This is a genomic window from Bradyrhizobium sp. USDA3516 (genome assembly GCF_057651995.1).
The window spans coordinates 38,101-53,462 of the sequence record NZ_JBYGYN010000009.1 but is presented as its reverse complement, the minus strand read 5'-3'; the positions used below and the strand labels follow the sequence as shown (position 1 = coordinate 53,462).

Genomic DNA, 15,362 nt, shown 5'->3' with positions numbered 1-15,362 from the left:
ACGTAAAGGCGGCGCCGGTGCAAAGCCGACGCTCAACAAGAACAAAACGAGGAACGCTCCCATGACGTCCAGCTTCGATTTCGCGCCCCTGTTTCCAGCAGGGCTGCCGGCCCCGTCTGCGCGCTGGACGGGCCTTGCCAAATACAGCTTCGTCGGCGGCAACAACGATTCCGAACAGGTGCCGCTCGACGAGCTGATCGAAGCGGCCAACACGGCGCTGCGACGCGAGGGCCGCTCGCTCGCCACCTACGGGCTGGCGCATGGGCCGCAGGGCTACCTGCCCTTGCGCGAATTCCTGGTGACGAAACTCGAGCGCGATGCCGGCATCAATTGCACGGTCGACGACCTCCTGATCGTCTCCGGCTCGCTCCAGGCGCTCGACCTCGTCAACGCCACCCTGCTGACGCGCGGCGACACCGTGATTGTCGAGCAGGAGAGCTATCAGGGCTCTTTGACCCGCCTGGCGCGGCTAGGCGTCAACGTCGTCGGCATTCCCCTCGACAAGGACGGCATGCGCATGGACCTGCTGGCCTCCACGCTGGCCGACCTGAAGCGCCGCGGCATCCGGCCGAAATACATCTACACCATTCCGACGGTGCAGAACCCGACCGGCAGCATCATGCCCGAGAGCCGCCGCGCCGAACTGGTGCGGCTCGCGGCCGAATATGGCGTGCCGATCTTCGAGGACGATTGCTATGCCGACCTCATCTGGTCAGGGCAGCGGCCGCCCGCGATCTACGCGATGAGCGAGAGCGGCGGCGTGATTCATATCGGCTCGTTCTCCAAGTCGATCGCGCCAGCACTGCGCGTCGGCTTCGTCGTGGCGCCCTGGGAGGTGATGTCGCGGATGCTGGCGCTGAAGACGGATGCGGGCTCCGGTGCGCTGGAGCAGATGGTGCTCGCCAGCTATTGCAGGTCGCATTTTTCAACGCACGTGCCGGCCCTGACCAAGGCGCTGCGCAGCAAGCTCGACACGCTGATGGAAGCGCTCAACGAGCAGTTCGGGACCGCCGCCGAATTCGAGGAGCCCAAGGGCGGCATCTTCCTCTGGGTCAAGCTGCCCGACCAGGTCGATACGCTGAAGCTGTATCAGGCCGCGCTCGCCGCCGGCGTCTCGATCAATCCGGGGCCGGAATGGTCGACTAACAAGGGCCATTCCGCCTCGCGGCTGCGGCTGTGCTTTGCCAGCCCGACGCATGAGCAGATCCGCGAGGGCGTCGCCGTGCTGGCCGATGTCTGCCGCAGGGAGTTCGGCATGCCGGCCCGCAGCGCCAATGTGGAGAAGCGAGCCTGAGGCGGATGCCTACGCCTCGACGTGAAATTCCACGTTGACCTGACCGCTCCCGGACGACGGAAAATAATCGCAGAGCTGCTCGGCGGTGCCGCGGTAGTCGTACCAGCCGAGGGCTGCAAACAGCATGATAGTGTCGGCCATGCCGCCCTCGCCGTTGCACTTGGTGGCATAGTCCGGAAGCATGTCGAGGAATTCGCGGTAGCGGCGGCCCTGCCACAGCTCGAGCACGCGCAGATCGACCTGACGATTGAATTCGCTGGCCACGCTCGTCCACGCCTCGGGACCCAGCTTCCTGTTCGGCCAGAGCCGATGCGAGAGCGAGCCGCTGGCGAGGATTGCGACCCGTTCACCGGATGCATCGATCGCCCGCCGGGTGGCTTCACCGAGGATCCGGCTTTCCTCGAACGAGGTGAACAGCGGCGAGGCGATCGAGACCACCTTCGCAAAGCCGTCCGGGTTCATGTAGTGCATCGGCACGATGGTGCCGTATTCGAGCCCGAGGCTCGCCACCTGATGGGCAATGACGCTGAGACCCGCGTCTGCGGCCCTGGCGGCGATGGCGTCGGCCAGCTTCGTATCGCCCGGCAGATCGTAGCGCAGATCCTGGATCATCTGCGGCGCCTCGTGGCTCGTGAACGAGCCGCGATGCCGCGCATTGGCGTTGATGTGGTAGCCGAAATTGGAGAGCCAGTGGGTGTCGAACACCACGAAGCAGGTGACGCCGCGCTCCTTCGCCCGCCGGCCGAGCTCGCGCAAAGAATCGACGGCAGCTTTGCGCGCGGCACGTAAGGGGCTGCCGGATATCTCCGACAGCATCAATGATGGAACATGGGTGACCTTGGCCGCCAGTACCAGCTGCCCCATGGCGGTCACCTCGACGCGTCAGGCCGCCTGCGGCTGGCTGCCGCGGATCGCGGACGCCAGTCGCAGCAAAAGCACGATCGAGACATTGCCCTTGCCGGCCTCGATCTGGGCGATGTAGCGCTCGGAAATCCCGGAACGGCGGGCGAGCTCCCGGCGCGACAGGTCGCAGCGCATGCGGGAGGACCGCAATCGATCCCCCAGCTCGCTCAGAAACGCGGCCTCGGAATAAGGCGGTACGGCACAGCTCCCCGGCAGCACTTCGCCCGCAAAATCCATGACTTGATTCAGCATTGCTCTATCCACGTTCGCCTTCGGGAAACGCCATCTTACCTTCGAACCGCTCGGCCTCATTGACGCGGATCAAATTCGCGAGCGGTCGGCGGCTGCCGTGGCACGTTCCCGCGCGGGATGGTAGACGTTGGAATTGTTCGAGGCGGGGGTTGTTCAGGACATGATGCCTTGTTCGGGCCGCTGGATCGCGGCTGCGGTGCTGTGGGTCGCGTTCGCCGCGACGGCCGGTGCCGAGACGCTGGCCGCGACCGTGGAGCAATGGGGCCTGCTCGGCTCGTGGGCTGTCGATTGCGCAGGTAGGCCCGACCGCGACCGGGGCGCGCGCTTGACTTACGAAATCCGGAAAGACGGCCGGTGATGTACCGGCGCAATTTCGGCGAGGCCAGGGACGAGAACGAGGTGGTGTCCGCCACGGTCAATGCCGAGGGCCTGCTCAATCTGATGGTGTACTTCCCCTCGCTGCGTCAGGCCCGTGAGTTCGGATTGCTGTTGCAGAAGGACGGCAGCCTGCGCGCCATCTACAATCGCAGCGAGCGCGGCGAGTACACGATCAGGAACGGGAAATACGTTGCCACAGGTTTGCCGACGCCCGTGCAGCAGCGCTGCGACTAGCACGCCTTCGTCTGAACATCCGTTCAGAATTCTCTTGCCGTTCCTCCGGAACGTTCGCGCAAATCTACGGTTTAGATCTGCATTGGTTTGGAGGAGGACATCATGAAGAAGCTTGGTTATGTGGTTGCGGCTGTGGGCGCGCTGATGATCGCGGCGCCGACGCTGGCCAGCGCGGAGACGGTGGTGATCAAGCGCAGCGGCGGCTATCATCATCATCACCACGGCCCGTACGGCGCCCGCGCCGAATTCCGCGGACATCGTCACCATGGCTGGCATCGCCACCATCGCGGTGACAAGGTCGTCGTGATCAAGCGCAGCCATCGCCATCACCACTGGGACTGATGCGCAACGCGACAAGGAAATGGCCCCTCATGGGGCCATTTCTATTGCACGATCACTGGAGCTAATCCCACGCCGGCGCGAAGCCGGGATTGACGCAGCGTCTGTCCTTCGCCAGCGCGGCGATTTTTTTGCGATCGGCATCGTCGAGCGTGATCTTCAGCGCGTCGAGATTGGCCTGCTGGCTCTCGCGCCGCGAGGCCTTCGGGATCGCGGCGACGCCGGCCTGGTCGAGCAGCCATTTCAACGCGACCTGCGCAGCGGTGGCATTGTGCCGGGCGCCGATGTCGGCCAGCACCGGATCGCTCGCGAAACGCCCCTGCGCCAGCGGACAATAGGCGACCAGCGGGATCGACCGCGGCTGGAGATAGGCCAGCACCTTCGATTGATCGAGCATGGCGTGGTATTCGACCTGGTTACAGGCGATCGGCGCCTTGATCTCCTCGACCGCCACCTTGAGCAGCGCGGTCGTGAAGTTGGCAACACCGATGGCGCGCGTGCGCCCCTCCTCCTTGAGCGTCATCAGGGTCTCGAACACCGCGCCCCAGTTCGCGGCTTTCGACGGCCAATGCACGAGATAGAGGTCGACATGGTCGAGCCGGAGCTTCGCGAGGCTGGCGTCGAAAGCGCGGCGGATCGCGTCAGAGCTGAGGTTCTCGTGCCAGACTTTCGTGGTGACGTGCAGTTCGCCGCGCGGCACGCCGGAGGCGGCGATGGCCGTGCCGATCGCCTCCTCGTTGGCGTACATCTCGGCCGTGTCGATGTGGCGATAGCCGATCGAAAGCGCGCTCTCGACCGCGGCACGGCAGGCATCGCCCTGCATGCGAAAGGTGCCGAGGCCGAGCTTGGGCATGCTGATGCCCTGTGTTTTCAAATGGTCCATGGAACAGGCTCCTGAGCAATCCAGCCCGCCCGATGCGCGCGGCGATACCGCGTGAGCAGACATTTCAAGTGATGGAGAAGAAGTGGCGGGGCTCCCACCCTAGCGCTGGAGGAGCGCGGCGGCCAATCAAGATCGGGTTAGCGGCCTACGAACGCTGCGCCACCAGCGAAGGATGCACCTGCGGCTGCGGCACGATGTCGACGGACCAGAGGTCGCGATTGTCGACGTCCTTCAGCCTCACCGTCATCACGCCGCTGCGGCCGTCGATGTCGACCCGCCCGAAGTACTGCAAGCCGAAACAGGGCGCCAGATTGTCGCCTTGCTCAGCGCTGCAGCCATGCTGGTACATCGCGACCGGGCCGAAGGTGTCGTCGAGCTGGCCCGGGCTCCAGCTGCCGGCGTGCAGCGGGCCGGAGACGAACTCCCAAAACGGCTCGAAATCCCTAAATTGCGCCCTGTTCGGATCGTAATAATGCGCGGCGGTGTAGTGCATGTCGGCAGTGAGCCAGACGATGTTGCGGATGCCGGCACGCTTGATGGAGGCGAGCAGATCCGCGATCTCGTGCTCGCGCCGGTCGGGCGGCCCATCGCCGAGCGCGACGGCGTCCAGGCTGATCAAGCCGATCGGCAAATCGGCCGCGATCACCTTCCAGGTCGCGCGCGAAGCGGCAAGCTCGCGCTTCAGCCAGGCGAGCTGCCCGGCGCCCAGGATCCAGCCGCGGTGATCGTCGCCCTTGTTCCAGCTCTCGTCGCCGTAGCTTCGCATGTCGATCATGAAGACGTCGAGCAGCGGGCCATAGGCGATCTTGCGATAGACGCGGCCGTGTCGCGCGCCGATGTCGCGGATCGGCATGAAGTCGAAGAAGGCCCGGCGCGCGCGCGCGACCAGGCGCGGGGTGCCGTCGTCCTCGTAACCGGCCTCGTCACAGCTCCCGATCGGCGACCAGTCGTTGGTCACCTCGTGATCGTCCCATTGCGCGAACATCGGCACCTCTGCATGGAAGGCGCGAAAGTGTTCGTCGAGATGGTTGTATTTGTAGTTGCCGCGGAACTGCGCCAGGGTGTGCGCCACCTCCGATTTCTCTTCGGTGACGATGTTGCGCCAGGTCTCGCCATTCGGCAGCTTCTGTTCGGAAGGGATCGTGCAGTCCGCGTAGATGTGATCGCCGCAGTGGATGAAGAAATCCGGATTGTTGTCGCGCATGGTGCGATAGCTGCGATAGCCGCCGCGGGAGACGTCGATGCCCCAGCCCTGGCCCGCGGTGTCACCGGACCACAGAAACGAGATCGACTGGCGCGCTGCCGGCGCGGTGCGGAAATGGCCGACGCGGCTTTCACCGAGGAGACCGGTGGCGATGTCGTCGAAGCGGACGCGGTAGAAGATGTCCTGCCCGGGCGGCAGATCCGCCAGCAGGAGTTTTGCAGTGAGATCGGCGTCGGGCAGCGCATCGCCGGAGGCCGAGGCGATGATGGTCTTGAAGCTCTCGACGGTCGAGCATTCCACCTGCATCCGCGCGGGTCGGTCGGCGCGCGCCCAGATCACCGCGGAGCCGCCGGAGACATCGCCGGACTGGATGCCGCCTGCGATCCGCGGCCGATCGGCGGCGCGGCTCAAATGAGGCTTCGCGAGCGAGGCGACGGCGAGACTGGAGGCGGAGCGGACCAGGAACTGCCGCCGGGTCCATGCGCGCGAGGCGCGGAGCGTTGCCATTCAGGAGACCTTCGTCGAATCGCGACGGAAGGTGCCTGCGCTCCTTGACTCCCGGCTTACGGTTTCTTGACTCCGCGCCTACGGTTTTGCGACGCGGGGATGACGCCTGTGATCACCGCTTCCAGTTGCAGATGCCGCCGGAGCGGCATGGCCAGGTCTGAATGCGGGTGTCCATCGCCTGCGCATCGAGCGGATTGCCGCGGCGGTGTGCAAGCTTGGCGCGCGCGGCGCCGCGCGGCTGGGTGCTCGCCGCATGCGCGCCCTTCGGCTCGGCCGCGCGAACCCGTTGGGCGGCAACCTGCTTCGGCACGTCGACCGGCTCAACGCGCGCCTGGGCCTCGTTGCCGCCACGCGCTTCGAGTGCGATCGGCGCGAAGTGCGTCTCCGGCCCGAGACGTTTCGGCGAGAGCACCGCCTTGGAGAGATCGAGACCGAGATATTCGCCTGGCTTGTAGTCGTCGGCGCGCGCAACACCGGCCCCTGCGACCACGAGGGCAAAGGCAATTGCGAAGGGAGCGCTTTTCAGGACCACGGACGCCTCCTGAAATCGATGAATGAAAGGGGTAATTTACCCTTATCTAGGAGGCGCCGCGCGCAATTCCAGCGGTCAAATGCCGCCGTGGTTAAGAAGTTTGACGGTGTCAGGCGACCTTTCGCGTCGCCCCGGTCCCGTCCAGGAACCCGATCAGGCGGTTGCGGATGATGGTTTCCGCCTCGCCCATGATGCGATCGATCAGCTCCTTGCAGGATGGGATGTCGTGGATCAGGCCTGCGACCATGCCGCAGCTCCAGGCGCCGGCGTCCATCTGGCCGTCCAGCATGATCCTGGGATAGACGCCCGCGACCTGGTCGTGGATGTCGTCGATCGTGAGCTTGGCGCCCTTCTCGCGCTCGATCTCGAGCAGGCGGTCGACATTGGCGTTCTTCAGGACGCGCTCGGTGTTGCGCAACGCCCGCATGATCAGGCGGGTGTCGAGCTCGGTCGCCGCGACCAGCGCGTCCTTCACGTTCTGGTGCACCGGCGCTTCCTTGGTGGCGATGAAGCGCGTGCCCATGTTCATGCCGGCCGCGCCCAGCGAGAGCGCCGCGACCAGGCTGCGCCCATCGGCCATGCCGCCCGAGGCTACGAACGGGATCTTCAGCTCTTCCGCCGCACGCGGCAGCAGGATCATGTTGGGAATGTCGTCCTCGCCGGGATGGCCGCCGCACTCGAAGCCGTCGACGCTAACGGCGTCGCAGCCGATGCGCTCGGCCTTCAGCGAGTGGCGCACCGAGGTGCATTTGTGGATGACCTTGATGCCGGCGGCCTTCAGCGCCGGCATGTAGGCTTCCGGACTGCGGCCCGCGGTCTCCACCGCCTTGATGCCGCCCTCGACGATGGCCGCGATGTATTCCGGATAAGGCGGCGCGGCGAAGGTCGGAAGGAAGGTGAGGTTGACGCCGAACGGCTTGTCGGTCATGTCGCGGCAGCGCGCGATTTCCTTGGCGAGCAGCTCCGGCGTCTTCTGCGTGAGACCGGTGATGATGCCGAGCCCGCCGGCATTGGAGACGGCAGCGGCCAGCTCGGCGAAGCCGACGAAATGCATGCCGCCCTGGATGATCGGGTGCTCGATGCCGAACAGTTCGGTGATCGCGGTCTTCACTGAAGGTCCTCCCGGAATTTGCTTGATGTTGAGGTCAGTCTAGCCGGACTTTCGCGCCGCGGTCACCATTTCTCTCCGAACGGACGGATCTCCATCTCGAAGGTCCAGGCGCTCGTCGGCTGCTGGTAAAGCTGCCAATAGGCGTTCGCCGCCGACGATGGCGGCATCAGCAGGTCGGGATTATCGAGCGCATTGGGGCCGAGCGCCTCAAACCGGCGCTGGCGCACCCATTCGGGGTCGACGCCGAATCGATGATGAGATGAGCGACGTGGATGTTCTTCGGCCCAAGCTCGCGCGCAATCGCCTGCGCGGCCGCGCAGGCCGAATTTGGCGCTGGCGAAGGGCGGCAAAGCCGCTGCCGAAGCGGCCGGCCGAGTGAGGCGGCGCGCCTCACAAAGCTCAAGCGAAGGGAACGCCGTAATAGGAGTTGATGCCGCGCACGGCGGCGTCGTCACTCCAGTTCCAGTCGGTCTTCTCATCGTATTTCGGCGCGCCTTCCAGATCCTTGGCGGTGATCGCAGTCACGTAACCGCCGAGCTCGGTGTCGTACTTCAGCGACTGCCAAGGCAACGGATAGTGATCATTGCCGAGGCCGAGAAAGCCGCCGAAACCAAGCACCGCGTAAGAGACCTTGCCGCTGATCTTGTCGATCATGACCCGTTCGATCGATCCGATCTTGTTGCGATCGGCGCCAAAGACAGCGGTTCCCTCGACCTTGTCGCTTCCGATCAGCCGACCCATCTCGTTGCGGTCCAGTTCGCCCTGATTCAGCATCGTCATTCTCCACTCAGCAATTTGTGAATCAACCGAAAGGGGTGCGTGATCGTTCCGGCGCGTATTCCGCAAAAGCTTTGGGAACATCACCACAAAGAGCCGGTTCTCTGAGGCTACCGAGGCCGCAACAGAGAAAGCCGCCCGCAATGTCCCAGACCGTCTCCGACTTCATCATTGAGCGCCTGCACCAATGGGGCGTGCGCCACATCTTTGGCTATCCCGGCGACGGCATCAACGGCGTGTTCGGTGCGATGAACCGGGCGGACGGCAAGATCGGCTTTGTGCAAGCGCGGCACGAGGAAATGGCGGCGTTCATGGCGACCGCCTACGCGAAATTCTCAGGCGAGCTCGGCGTCTGCATTGCGACCTCCGGTCCCGGCGCCTCGCATCTCGTCACCGGGCTGTACGATGCGCTGCTCGATCACCAGCCGGTGCTGGCGATCGTCGGCCAGCAATCGCGCAACGCCCTCGGCGGTCACTATCAGCAGGAACTCGACCTCCTCTCGATGTTCAAGGACGTCGCCGGCGCCTACGTCATGCAGGCCTCCTCGCCAGCGCAGGTGCGACACCTGATTGATCGGTCGGTGCGGATCGCACTGGCGCGGCGGACTCCCACCGTCATCATCTTGCCCAACGACCTGCAGGAGGAGGCTTACGAGGACCCGCCCCGCGCGCACGGCACGCTGCACTCGGGCGTCGGATACAGCGCGCCTAAAGTCATCCCACACGACGTCGATCTCGACCGCGCCGCTGATATCCTCAATGCCGGCAGGAAGGTCGCGATGCTGGTCGGCGCCGGCGCGCTTCACGCCACCGACGAGATCATCGCGGTCGCCGACCGGCTGTCGGCCGGCTGCGCCAAGGCGCTGCTCGGCAAGGCCGCGCTGCCCGACGACCTGCCATGGGTCACCGGCTCGATCGGCCTGCTCGGCACCGAGCCCAGCTACAACTTGATGATGGAATGCGACACCCTGCTGATGGTGGGCTCGGCCTTTCCTTACGCCGAATTCCTGCCGAAGGAAGGCAGCGCGCGCGGCGTCCAGATCGACATCGACGCCGGCATGATGTCGATTCGATTTCCCATGGAGGTCGGCCTCGTCGGAGATGCGGCCGAGACGCTGCGGGCCTTGTTGCCGCGGCTGAAACCCAAGAGCGACGGGGCCTGGCGCCAGAGCATCCAGGACGACGTTGCAACGTGGTGGAAGACATTGGATGGCCGCGCGCATCAGCCCGCCGCGCCAGTCAATCCGCAGCTCGTCGCCTGGGAATTATCACCGCGCCTGCCCGACCGCGCCATCATCACCAGCGATTCCGGCTCCTGCGCCAACTGGTTCGCCCGCGACCTGAAAATACGGCGCGGCATGACAGCCTCGCTCTCCGGCGGGCTTGCCTCGATGGGCGCTGCGGTGCCTTACGCGCTCGCGGCCAAATACGCCTATCCGGACCGCCCCGTGATTGCACTGGTCGGGGACGGCGCCATGCAGATGAGCAACATGGCCGAGCTGATCACCGCTGCGAAGTATTGGCGCGACTGGAAGGACCCGCGTTTCATTGTCTGTGTCTTCAACAACGAGGACCTCAATCAGGTCACCTGGGAGCAACGCATCATCAACGGTGATCCCAAGTTCGAGGCGTCACAGCGCATTCCCAATGTCTCCTATTCGCGCTTCGCCGAGCTGATCGGCCTGCGCGGCATCTTCGTCGACAGCCCACAGCTGCTCGGCTCGGCCTGGGACCAGGCGCTTACAAGCGAAATGCCCGTCGTGCTGGAAGTGAAAACCGATCCGGAGGTGCCGCCGCTGCCGCCGCACATCACCTTGCAGCAGGCGAAGAACTTCTCGCTCGCCCTTATGAAGGGCGACCCGAACGAGAGCGGAATGATCAAGGGAGCCGCACGGCAGGTGCTGGAATCGATCCTGCCCGGAAAGCAATGAGGTGAGCCATGAGTGATTTCCGCGACATCCAGCACGGCGTCAACGATCCGGTCGACGGTCTCGACGTCAAGCGCAGGATCAACGACAACCGCACGTCCCACGAGCAGGCGCAGCACCACGCCGACGTAAGGGCAGACGCGACCGCTACGGCCGCCGAACCGTTCCTGCCCGAGCGGCTTCGACGCAAGCCGACGGATCCCATCAATCCGCGCACGGGACGTAATCCCGCGGATTAGCCGTTAGGAACCCCGGCCCCGGCGGCGTGTTGGTCGGCGCACGTCGCCGGCAAGCGGCCGCGCGACCTTTGGGAAGGATTTGACCATGAAACGCACAATCATCGCCCTTGCCTGCATGATTCTCGCAGGCCCTGCCCTCGCCCAGTCACTCGGCGAAAAGACCGGCGTGAATTCGGCGCTCGGCGTTGCGCCTGCGACCGCCGACTTCGTCACTCAGGTCGCGATCAGCGATATGTTCGAGATCGAATCGAGCAAGCTCGCCCAGCAGAAAGGCAGCGCGGAGGAGAAAACCTTCGCGCAGCAGATGATCACGGACCACACCAAGACGAGCAATGAGCTCAAGGGACTGGTCGGCAATGGCAAGGTGCAGGCCAAGCTGCCGACAGCGCTCGACAGCTCGCATCAGAACAAGATCGACAAGCTCAAGAACGCGAGCGGCAAGGATTTCAGCTCGGACTACAACTCCTACCAGGTCAGCGCGCACGAGGATGCCGTGTCGCTGTTCGAACGTTACGCCAAGGGCGGCGACAATGCCGAGCTCAAGGATTGGGCCGGCAAGACGCTCCCAGCGTTGAAGCACCACCTCGAGATGGCCAAGAACCTCGGCAGGGCGCCGAACGTCGGCCAATCCAACAAGTAACCCATACTTGAAGGACGCCGGCTCTTCCGGCGTCCTTCCTGGCGCGCGATGAGAACTTCATCGCGCAGCCGCTGGCGGTGCCTGGCGGTTCGAGCCCAGGAACCTTCTTTGCTTCCAGGTTTTACAAAACTGTCATGGAGGAAATATCTCCGACGGATCGATGGCCTTAGTAGCAGTCAAACCCACCCGGATCGATACGGCGATCGCCAACGGGATCGCGCACAATACCAACTCGGGGCTCGAGCATGCTGCCCAGGCCATGACCTGGGGCGCCGACGAGCATGTCCTGGTGGCACTCGCGGCGGCGGGTTGGCTCTACAGCCGCCTCTGGCATCGGCAGCAGCGTCCCGTTGCCGATCACGTCCTGATCGTGTCGCTGGTGACGACCGTGCTGCCACATGTCTTGAAATCCGTGTTCGATCAGACGAGGCCGGACCGGCTGACGTTGAGCGGCCATCGGCACGGCGTTCCCTTTTCGGGACGGGCACGCGATGCATTTCCCTCAGGTCACGCCGTGCATATGGGCGCCCTCGCCTCCGCCGCAGGCCTGTTGCCGCCGGCCCCGCGCAGGCTGGTACGCTCCTTCGCCGTAGCGCTGTCCCTCACGCGCGTCGCGCTGCTCGCACACTGGGCGAGCGACGTCCTGGCAGGCTTCACGCTCGGCATCGTCGTCGAGCGATTGCTCAGGCCGTTCACGCTGACGAGGTCACAGCACCGGCAGCGCGGGGGGTCGGAGGCACAGCCATGACCGAATATCTCATGCGCTTCGTCGCCGGCGGCCTGATCGTATCCGTCTTCGCGATCCTCGGTGACATGCTGCGGCCGAAGAGCTTTGCCGGGCTGCTCGGCGCCGCGCCGTCGGTGGCGCTCGCCACCCTCGGCATCGCAGTGGTCCAGCACGGCCCGCAATATGCTGCGGCCGAGAGCTGGACGATGATCCATGGCGCCATCGCGCTCGCCTGCTACAGCGTCGTCGTCTGCCACCTCCTGATGAGGTTCCGTCTCGGCGCGCTTCCGGCAACGATCCTCGCCTTTGCCGCGTGGGTCGTGGTCGCCTTCGGCCTGCTCGCCGGCCTGGGAGGTGCCGCCTGATGCTGGTGAAGCTATCGACATCGGCGCTGAAACAGACGCGGTGGTACGAGTACGCCATTCGCTTCGTGCTCGGCGGCGGTGCGACAGTGCTCGCGGGCGTTATCGGCTCGAAGTTCGGCCCGTCCGTCGGCGGGCTCTTTCTTGCTCTTCCGGCCATCTTCTGTGCCAGCGCGACGCTGATCGAAAGCCACGAGCGTCACGCCAAGGAGAAGGCTGGCCTGAGCGGGCGGCGGCGCGGGCAGCAGGCGGCGGCGCTTGATGCCGCAGGCGCCGCCCTCGGCAGCATCGGCCTCGCCGCGTTCGCCGCCGCCTTCCATGTCGTCATCGGAGCAAGCGTCGCTTTCGCTTTCATCGCAGCGCTGACGGTCTGGGCCATCGTGTCCGTGTCGGCCTTTTGGCTTAGGCGCAAGCTTCGCATTGTCTCGCATCGATCGCGCCGATCGGACCATTCGCCGTCGGCAACGGGCTCTGGTTTCGCCAAGCCCTAGCTCGCTTTCGCCCCCGACGGCTGCGATTGCGGGGGCTGGAGGCCGGGGCTGTTGGCCCAGCGCTCGACTCATCGATGATCTTCTGCTGGCTTGGCCGCACCGGCTCGGGGGCTGCGGGCTCTTCGGAAAGCTTGCGGGGTAACCTGGCTTTCCGTCATGGCCCCTCTCCCTTTCGGGAACAATGCCCCATGGCGGGACGCGCTTCTAAATCATTGATTTATTTTGTTTTCTTAACTTATTTGGAGGCTTCGTCGGCTTTCGCGGAACTCTCATCAGGCTGGTTCGTTGAGTAAGCTACTCAACCTACTCAATTTGCGTGATCGCCATGAACGACCTTCGCGCCGAGCGCCTCCAGGTCATGCTTTCACCGGAAGAACTGGCTGCCATCGATGATTTCCGGTTCAAACACCGCATGCCGACGCGGGCGGCAGCAGTCCGCGAACTCCTCAAGTGCGGACTGGCCGCTGTGGGCGTCGATGCCGCTGCCGGCGTGAAGTCAAGCAGCTTCGGCGTGTTTGGCCGCGGGCCCGAAGGACATACTCAGGGGGACCCGGAGAGCAGCGGCGGATAACACAACGAGGCCCTCTCCAAAGCCAAGCGACCCCGGCACGGTGGGTGCCAGGGCCGTCCTTGGAGATTGCTTCCGGTGCACCGGGGGCGTGACTACCGGCAGCAATCCGTCGACTCTTCCTGCACGAATTCGTTCCTGGTGAGAGCTTAGCCCGTGGCGTCGCTCGAGCCGTCCGGCATGGCGCCGGAACCAGGCGTCTTGAGGTTGTCGTTCAGTTTGGGATCGCGCGTCGCTTCACGCGAAGGCGAGCCTTTCGGATCCGTCTTGTGAACGGATTGCGCACGTTCCTTGTCGCGCGGCTGCTCCTCGCCACGCTTGTCCTTGACGATGCCTTGGTCGGAATGGGCCATGATGCGCTCTCGCTTCTACTGATGTGTCGGAGCGCTTACGCATTGCGGCGGCGAATGTTCCGCCGCAGCAATCAGCTGCGCGCGGCGTGGACGGCGGATGCATTCTCGATATGCACCTGCCGCACCGTCGTCACGGTCGCGAACGCGACGGTGACGCCAAAGGCGAGGACGAGGGAAAGAAGAGCCAGACGTGGAGCCATCGCCAAACCTCCTTCTGCAATTGGAAATCGCCGCGACCGACGTTCCCGGATGATTCCAAATTAGCTGCGTGCCTTCCGTGAGCGGTCTCACATGCAGATTTGTGAGAACGAGCTCACCCGTTCCGCTTTGGAGCTGGATGAGCCGGAACGGGCGAAACCTCGCCGTCGAGCCAATCCTGCTCGTTGGCGAGTGCCGTCCAGGCGTCGGCCATGCGCGAATAGCGCTTATGGGCGGGCTGTCCGTCGGCACGCTCGGCAAGCTGGAGACAGTTGTCGGCGTTGTCTCTGAATATCTCAGACTGTTTCATACCGAGGACGTGGGGACGGAACTCTGGCGCCGCAAGCCGCTTACCGGATCGTAATAGTCGGGAACTTTCGCAGGCGGTTCGTCATTGGGGATCGATGCGAGTTGTCGCGGCAATCATCCTGGCATTGATCAGCAGCTCGTCGCTGGCCGACAGCGTTGGCGAACGAAAGCCCGGCGCACAGCCACCCTCCGCGATCGAGGTGATCAGCGGCGCCTACAATTTCAGCCGGTTTCAACAGGGGCTGCTCGAGAACACCGACCTCAAGGGCAACGCGGAGGTCAAGAATCTGGCCGCCCTGCGCGCCGAGGAAGCGGCTAAGCGCGACAAGAGGCTGAAAGAGGTCCAGGAGGCCATCGGCGCGGAACTGCACCTCGGTAGGGCGACATCCCCGAGCGCGAGCCTGATCGAGCCCGACATGTCGGATGGTCCCGCCTATGTCAGAAGTTTCTATGCCGCGCAAATTCCCGAGTATGAGTCGATCATCAGCCTGCTCGAACGCTATCTGGCGGCGCCCGACAATGCGGCGCTCGCAGTGTTCGCGCGCGAACAACTGCCGCTGCTGCGCGCGCAGGTCAGGGACGCCGAGCGCACCATGGCTGACAAGTAACCTTTACTTGTCGCTCGACCGTTGCTGGCTCTGCGGCCGCACGGTGCGGTCGCTCTCCGGCATCTTGTCGCGGCCCGCATCGCCGTTGTCGTCCTTGCCGCCGGACGACGACGTGCCGCTTCCGCTCGGATTGGAGCGGCTAGCCGCGCCAGTGGTCGGCGTGTCCGCCCGCGGGTTGGCGGAGCTTGCGGCGGGGTCGCCCGTCACGGAGCCGCGGCCGCTTGGCGCACCGCCCTGGGCCAGAACCGATCCCGCGGCAAGCGCCGTGATGGCGAGGGCGGCAATTGCTGCTTTCATAACCGTTCTCCCTGTCTGCGGTGGCTAACCGTCAGGCTCAGCGCTCCGTTCCGAAGGATGATGTGGACGGGGACGCGTGGGCGACCGGCCTCGCGGCCTTTTGCCTTGAGGCATGGAACCAAGCCGGCCGATCAACGTTAGCTCGGTTGGGCTGAGCAAGGCGGGTTCCATTTCGCGGTGCCGTACGTTGGCGCTTGATTTAGAATTTGGCTGACGCTCTTATTTCGT

General features: G+C 64.6%; 23 protein-coding genes and 1 pseudogene. 12 read left to right on the top strand and 12 right to left on the bottom strand.

The genetic code is table 11. From position 1 onward, the window contains the following. Positions 1-61: 61 nt before the first annotated feature. Positions 62-1,294, top strand: a complete 1,233-nt coding sequence (locus tag AC24YW_RS26030) for an aminotransferase-like domain-containing protein (protein WP_487485403.1) — start codon at positions 62-64, stop codon at positions 1,292-1,294. Positions 1,295-1,303: 9 nt separating this feature from the next. On the opposite strand, the gene hpaD is transcribed toward AC24YW_RS26030, so the two are convergent. After that, positions 1,304-2,158: a 3,4-dihydroxyphenylacetate 2,3-dioxygenase gene (gene hpaD / locus AC24YW_RS26025; protein WP_487485402.1), complete on the bottom strand. Its 855-nt coding sequence runs from the start codon at positions 2,156-2,158 to the stop codon at positions 1,304-1,306. Between the two features lie 18 nt (positions 2,159-2,176). Continuing rightward, a complete protein-coding gene (locus AC24YW_RS26020) occupies positions 2,177-2,449 on the bottom strand; it encodes a helix-turn-helix domain-containing protein (RefSeq protein ID WP_487485401.1) in 273 nt (90 codons plus the stop codon). Positions 2,450-2,576: 127 nt separating this feature from the next. On the opposite strand from AC24YW_RS26020, the gene AC24YW_RS26015 reads away from it, so the two are divergent. The 3 genes from AC24YW_RS26015 (at position 2,577) to AC24YW_RS26005 (ending at position 3,403) form a co-directional block, all read left to right on the top strand. Further along, the gene (locus AC24YW_RS26015) at positions 2,577-2,807 is read left to right on the top strand and encodes a hypothetical protein (protein ID WP_487485400.1); all 231 of its coding nucleotides are present in this window, start codon (positions 2,577-2,579) and stop codon (positions 2,805-2,807) included. Beyond that, the gene (locus tag AC24YW_RS26010; protein WP_487485399.1) at positions 2,804-3,061 is read left to right on the top strand and encodes a hypothetical protein; all 258 of its coding nucleotides are present in this window, start codon (positions 2,804-2,806) and stop codon (positions 3,059-3,061) included. Before AC24YW_RS26015 ends, AC24YW_RS26010 begins: the two co-directional genes overlap by 4 nt. A 102-nt stretch (positions 3,062-3,163) precedes the next feature. Continuing rightward, the gene (locus AC24YW_RS26005) at positions 3,164-3,403 is read left to right on the top strand and encodes a hypothetical protein (RefSeq protein ID WP_487485398.1); all 240 of its coding nucleotides are present in this window, start codon (positions 3,164-3,166) and stop codon (positions 3,401-3,403) included. 61 nt (positions 3,404-3,464) lie between these two features. On the opposite strand, the gene AC24YW_RS26000 is transcribed toward AC24YW_RS26005, so the two are convergent. The 6 genes and pseudogenes from AC24YW_RS26000 to AC24YW_RS25975 all read right to left on the bottom strand — a co-directional run bounded on the left by AC24YW_RS26000 (position 3,465) and on the right by AC24YW_RS25975 (position 8,411). Then, positions 3,465-4,283, bottom strand: coding sequence for an aldo/keto reductase (locus AC24YW_RS26000; RefSeq protein ID WP_487485397.1), 819 nt, complete (start codon positions 4,281-4,283; stop codon positions 3,465-3,467). Positions 4,284-4,428: 145 nt separating this feature from the next. Then, positions 4,429-5,994, bottom strand: coding sequence for an alkaline phosphatase D family protein (locus tag AC24YW_RS25995; protein WP_487485396.1), 1,566 nt, complete (start codon positions 5,992-5,994; stop codon positions 4,429-4,431). Positions 5,995-6,106: 112 nt separating this feature from the next. Next, positions 6,107-6,526: a hypothetical protein gene (locus AC24YW_RS25990; protein WP_487485395.1), complete on the bottom strand. Its 420-nt coding sequence runs from the start codon at positions 6,524-6,526 to the stop codon at positions 6,107-6,109. A gap of 109 nt (positions 6,527-6,635) precedes the next feature. Next, positions 6,636-7,637, bottom strand: coding sequence for an NAD(P)H-dependent flavin oxidoreductase (locus tag AC24YW_RS25985; RefSeq protein WP_487485394.1), 1,002 nt, complete (start codon positions 7,635-7,637; stop codon positions 6,636-6,638). Positions 7,638-7,699: 62 nt separating this feature from the next. Next, positions 7,700-8,003: pseudogene (locus tag AC24YW_RS25980) on the bottom strand (Rossmann-fold NAD(P)-binding domain-containing protein); the annotation flags it as partial. A 33-nt stretch (positions 8,004-8,036) separates the two neighbouring features. After that, complete coding sequence (locus AC24YW_RS25975) at positions 8,037-8,411, bottom strand: PRC-barrel domain-containing protein (RefSeq protein ID WP_487485677.1); 375 nt, start codon at positions 8,409-8,411, stop codon at positions 8,037-8,039. Positions 8,412-8,557: 146 nt separating this feature from the next. On the opposite strand from AC24YW_RS25975, the gene AC24YW_RS25970 reads away from it, so the two are divergent. The 7 genes from AC24YW_RS25970 (at position 8,558) to AC24YW_RS25940 (ending at position 13,372) form a co-directional block, all read left to right on the top strand. Then, entirely contained in the window at positions 8,558-10,345 is a 1,788-nt protein-coding gene (locus tag AC24YW_RS25970) for a thiamine pyrophosphate-requiring protein (protein WP_487485393.1), read from the top strand. Between the two features lie 8 nt (positions 10,346-10,353). After that, a complete protein-coding gene (locus tag AC24YW_RS25965; protein WP_487485392.1) occupies positions 10,354-10,581 on the top strand; it encodes a hypothetical protein in 228 nt (75 codons plus the stop codon). Positions 10,582-10,666: 85 nt separating this feature from the next. After that, positions 10,667-11,221 (top strand): DUF4142 domain-containing protein, encoded by a 555-nt coding sequence (locus tag AC24YW_RS25960; RefSeq protein WP_487485391.1) that lies wholly within the window; start codon positions 10,667-10,669, stop codon positions 11,219-11,221. Between the two features lie 160 nt (positions 11,222-11,381). Beyond that, positions 11,382-11,969 (top strand): phosphatase PAP2 family protein, encoded by a 588-nt coding sequence (locus AC24YW_RS25955; RefSeq protein ID WP_487485390.1) that lies wholly within the window; start codon positions 11,382-11,384, stop codon positions 11,967-11,969. After that, a complete protein-coding gene (locus AC24YW_RS25950) occupies positions 11,966-12,313 on the top strand; it encodes a DUF3147 family protein (protein WP_487485389.1) in 348 nt (115 codons plus the stop codon). The genes AC24YW_RS25955 and AC24YW_RS25950 overlap by 4 nt, the downstream gene beginning before the upstream one ends. Further along, positions 12,313-12,801 (top strand): DUF3147 family protein, encoded by a 489-nt coding sequence (locus tag AC24YW_RS25945; protein WP_487485388.1) that lies wholly within the window; start codon positions 12,313-12,315, stop codon positions 12,799-12,801. The genes AC24YW_RS25950 and AC24YW_RS25945 overlap by 1 nt, the downstream gene beginning before the upstream one ends. Positions 12,802-13,126: 325 nt before the next feature. Then, the gene (locus AC24YW_RS25940) at positions 13,127-13,372 is read left to right on the top strand and encodes a hypothetical protein (RefSeq protein WP_487485387.1); all 246 of its coding nucleotides are present in this window, start codon (positions 13,127-13,129) and stop codon (positions 13,370-13,372) included. A gap of 146 nt (positions 13,373-13,518) precedes the next feature. Here AC24YW_RS25940 and AC24YW_RS25935 read toward each other — a convergent pair whose 3' ends face one another. From AC24YW_RS25935 to AC24YW_RS25925, 3 genes are all read right to left on the bottom strand, one after another. Beyond that, positions 13,519-13,722, bottom strand: coding sequence for a hypothetical protein (locus tag AC24YW_RS25935; RefSeq protein ID WP_487485386.1), 204 nt, complete (start codon positions 13,720-13,722; stop codon positions 13,519-13,521). Between the two features lie 71 nt (positions 13,723-13,793). Then, positions 13,794-13,922, bottom strand: coding sequence for a hypothetical protein (locus AC24YW_RS25930; RefSeq protein WP_487485385.1), 129 nt, complete (start codon positions 13,920-13,922; stop codon positions 13,794-13,796). A 113-nt stretch (positions 13,923-14,035) separates the two neighbouring features. After that, complete coding sequence (locus tag AC24YW_RS25925; protein WP_487485384.1) at positions 14,036-14,230, bottom strand: hypothetical protein; 195 nt, start codon at positions 14,228-14,230, stop codon at positions 14,036-14,038. Between the two features lie 94 nt (positions 14,231-14,324). Here AC24YW_RS25925 and AC24YW_RS25920 point away from each other — a divergent pair, with 94 nt between their 5' ends. After that, complete coding sequence (locus AC24YW_RS25920; RefSeq protein ID WP_487485383.1) at positions 14,325-14,837, top strand: DUF305 domain-containing protein; 513 nt, start codon at positions 14,325-14,327, stop codon at positions 14,835-14,837. A 3-nt stretch (positions 14,838-14,840) separates the two neighbouring features. Here AC24YW_RS25920 and AC24YW_RS25915 read toward each other — a convergent pair whose 3' ends face one another. Next, a complete protein-coding gene (locus AC24YW_RS25915) occupies positions 14,841-15,134 on the bottom strand; it encodes a hypothetical protein (RefSeq protein WP_487485382.1) in 294 nt (97 codons plus the stop codon). Positions 15,135-15,362 lie beyond the last annotated feature (228 nt).

Bases quoted from the DNA above. Each gene is read 5' to 3' on its own strand.
- AC24YW_RS25995 (WP_487485396.1), bottom strand. From the start codon at position 5,994: ATGGCAACGCTCCGCGCCTCGCGCGCATGGACCCGGCGGCAGTTCCTG.
- AC24YW_RS26005 (WP_487485398.1), top strand. From the start codon at position 3,164: ATGAAGAAGCTTGGTTATGTGGTTGCGGCTGTGGGCGCGCTGATGATC.
- AC24YW_RS25915 (WP_487485382.1), bottom strand. From the start codon at position 15,134: ATGAAAGCAGCAATTGCCGCCCTCGCCATCACGGCGCTTGCCGCGGGA.
- AC24YW_RS25935 (WP_487485386.1), bottom strand. From the start codon at position 13,722: ATGGCCCATTCCGACCAAGGCATCGTCAAGGACAAGCGTGGCGAGGAG.
- AC24YW_RS25970 (WP_487485393.1), top strand. From the start codon at position 8,558: ATGTCCCAGACCGTCTCCGACTTCATCATTGAGCGCCTGCACCAATGG.
- AC24YW_RS26030 (WP_487485403.1), top strand. From the start codon at position 62: ATGACGTCCAGCTTCGATTTCGCGCCCCTGTTTCCAGCAGGGCTGCCG.
- hpaD (WP_487485402.1), bottom strand. From the start codon at position 2,158: ATGGGGCAGCTGGTACTGGCGGCCAAGGTCACCCATGTTCCATCATTG.
- AC24YW_RS25975 (WP_487485677.1), bottom strand. From the start codon at position 8,411: ATGCTGAATCAGGGCGAACTGGACCGCAACGAGATGGGTCGGCTGATC.
- AC24YW_RS25950 (WP_487485389.1), top strand. From the start codon at position 11,966: ATGACCGAATATCTCATGCGCTTCGTCGCCGGCGGCCTGATCGTATCC.
- AC24YW_RS25945 (WP_487485388.1), top strand. From the start codon at position 12,313: ATGCTGGTGAAGCTATCGACATCGGCGCTGAAACAGACGCGGTGGTAC.
- AC24YW_RS26000 (WP_487485397.1), bottom strand. From the start codon at position 4,283: ATGGACCATTTGAAAACACAGGGCATCAGCATGCCCAAGCTCGGCCTC.
- AC24YW_RS25930 (WP_487485385.1), bottom strand. From the start codon at position 13,922: ATGGCTCCACGTCTGGCTCTTCTTTCCCTCGTCCTCGCCTTTGGCGTC.
- AC24YW_RS25955 (WP_487485390.1), top strand. From the start codon at position 11,382: ATGGCCTTAGTAGCAGTCAAACCCACCCGGATCGATACGGCGATCGCC.
- AC24YW_RS25940 (WP_487485387.1), top strand. From the start codon at position 13,127: ATGAACGACCTTCGCGCCGAGCGCCTCCAGGTCATGCTTTCACCGGAA.
- AC24YW_RS25925 (WP_487485384.1), bottom strand. From the start codon at position 14,230: ATGAAACAGTCTGAGATATTCAGAGACAACGCCGACAACTGTCTCCAG.
- AC24YW_RS25920 (WP_487485383.1), top strand. From the start codon at position 14,325: ATGCGAGTTGTCGCGGCAATCATCCTGGCATTGATCAGCAGCTCGTCG.
- AC24YW_RS25960 (WP_487485391.1), top strand. From the start codon at position 10,667: ATGAAACGCACAATCATCGCCCTTGCCTGCATGATTCTCGCAGGCCCT.
- AC24YW_RS25965 (WP_487485392.1), top strand. From the start codon at position 10,354: ATGAGTGATTTCCGCGACATCCAGCACGGCGTCAACGATCCGGTCGAC.
- AC24YW_RS26020 (WP_487485401.1), bottom strand. From the start codon at position 2,449: ATGCTGAATCAAGTCATGGATTTTGCGGGCGAAGTGCTGCCGGGGAGC.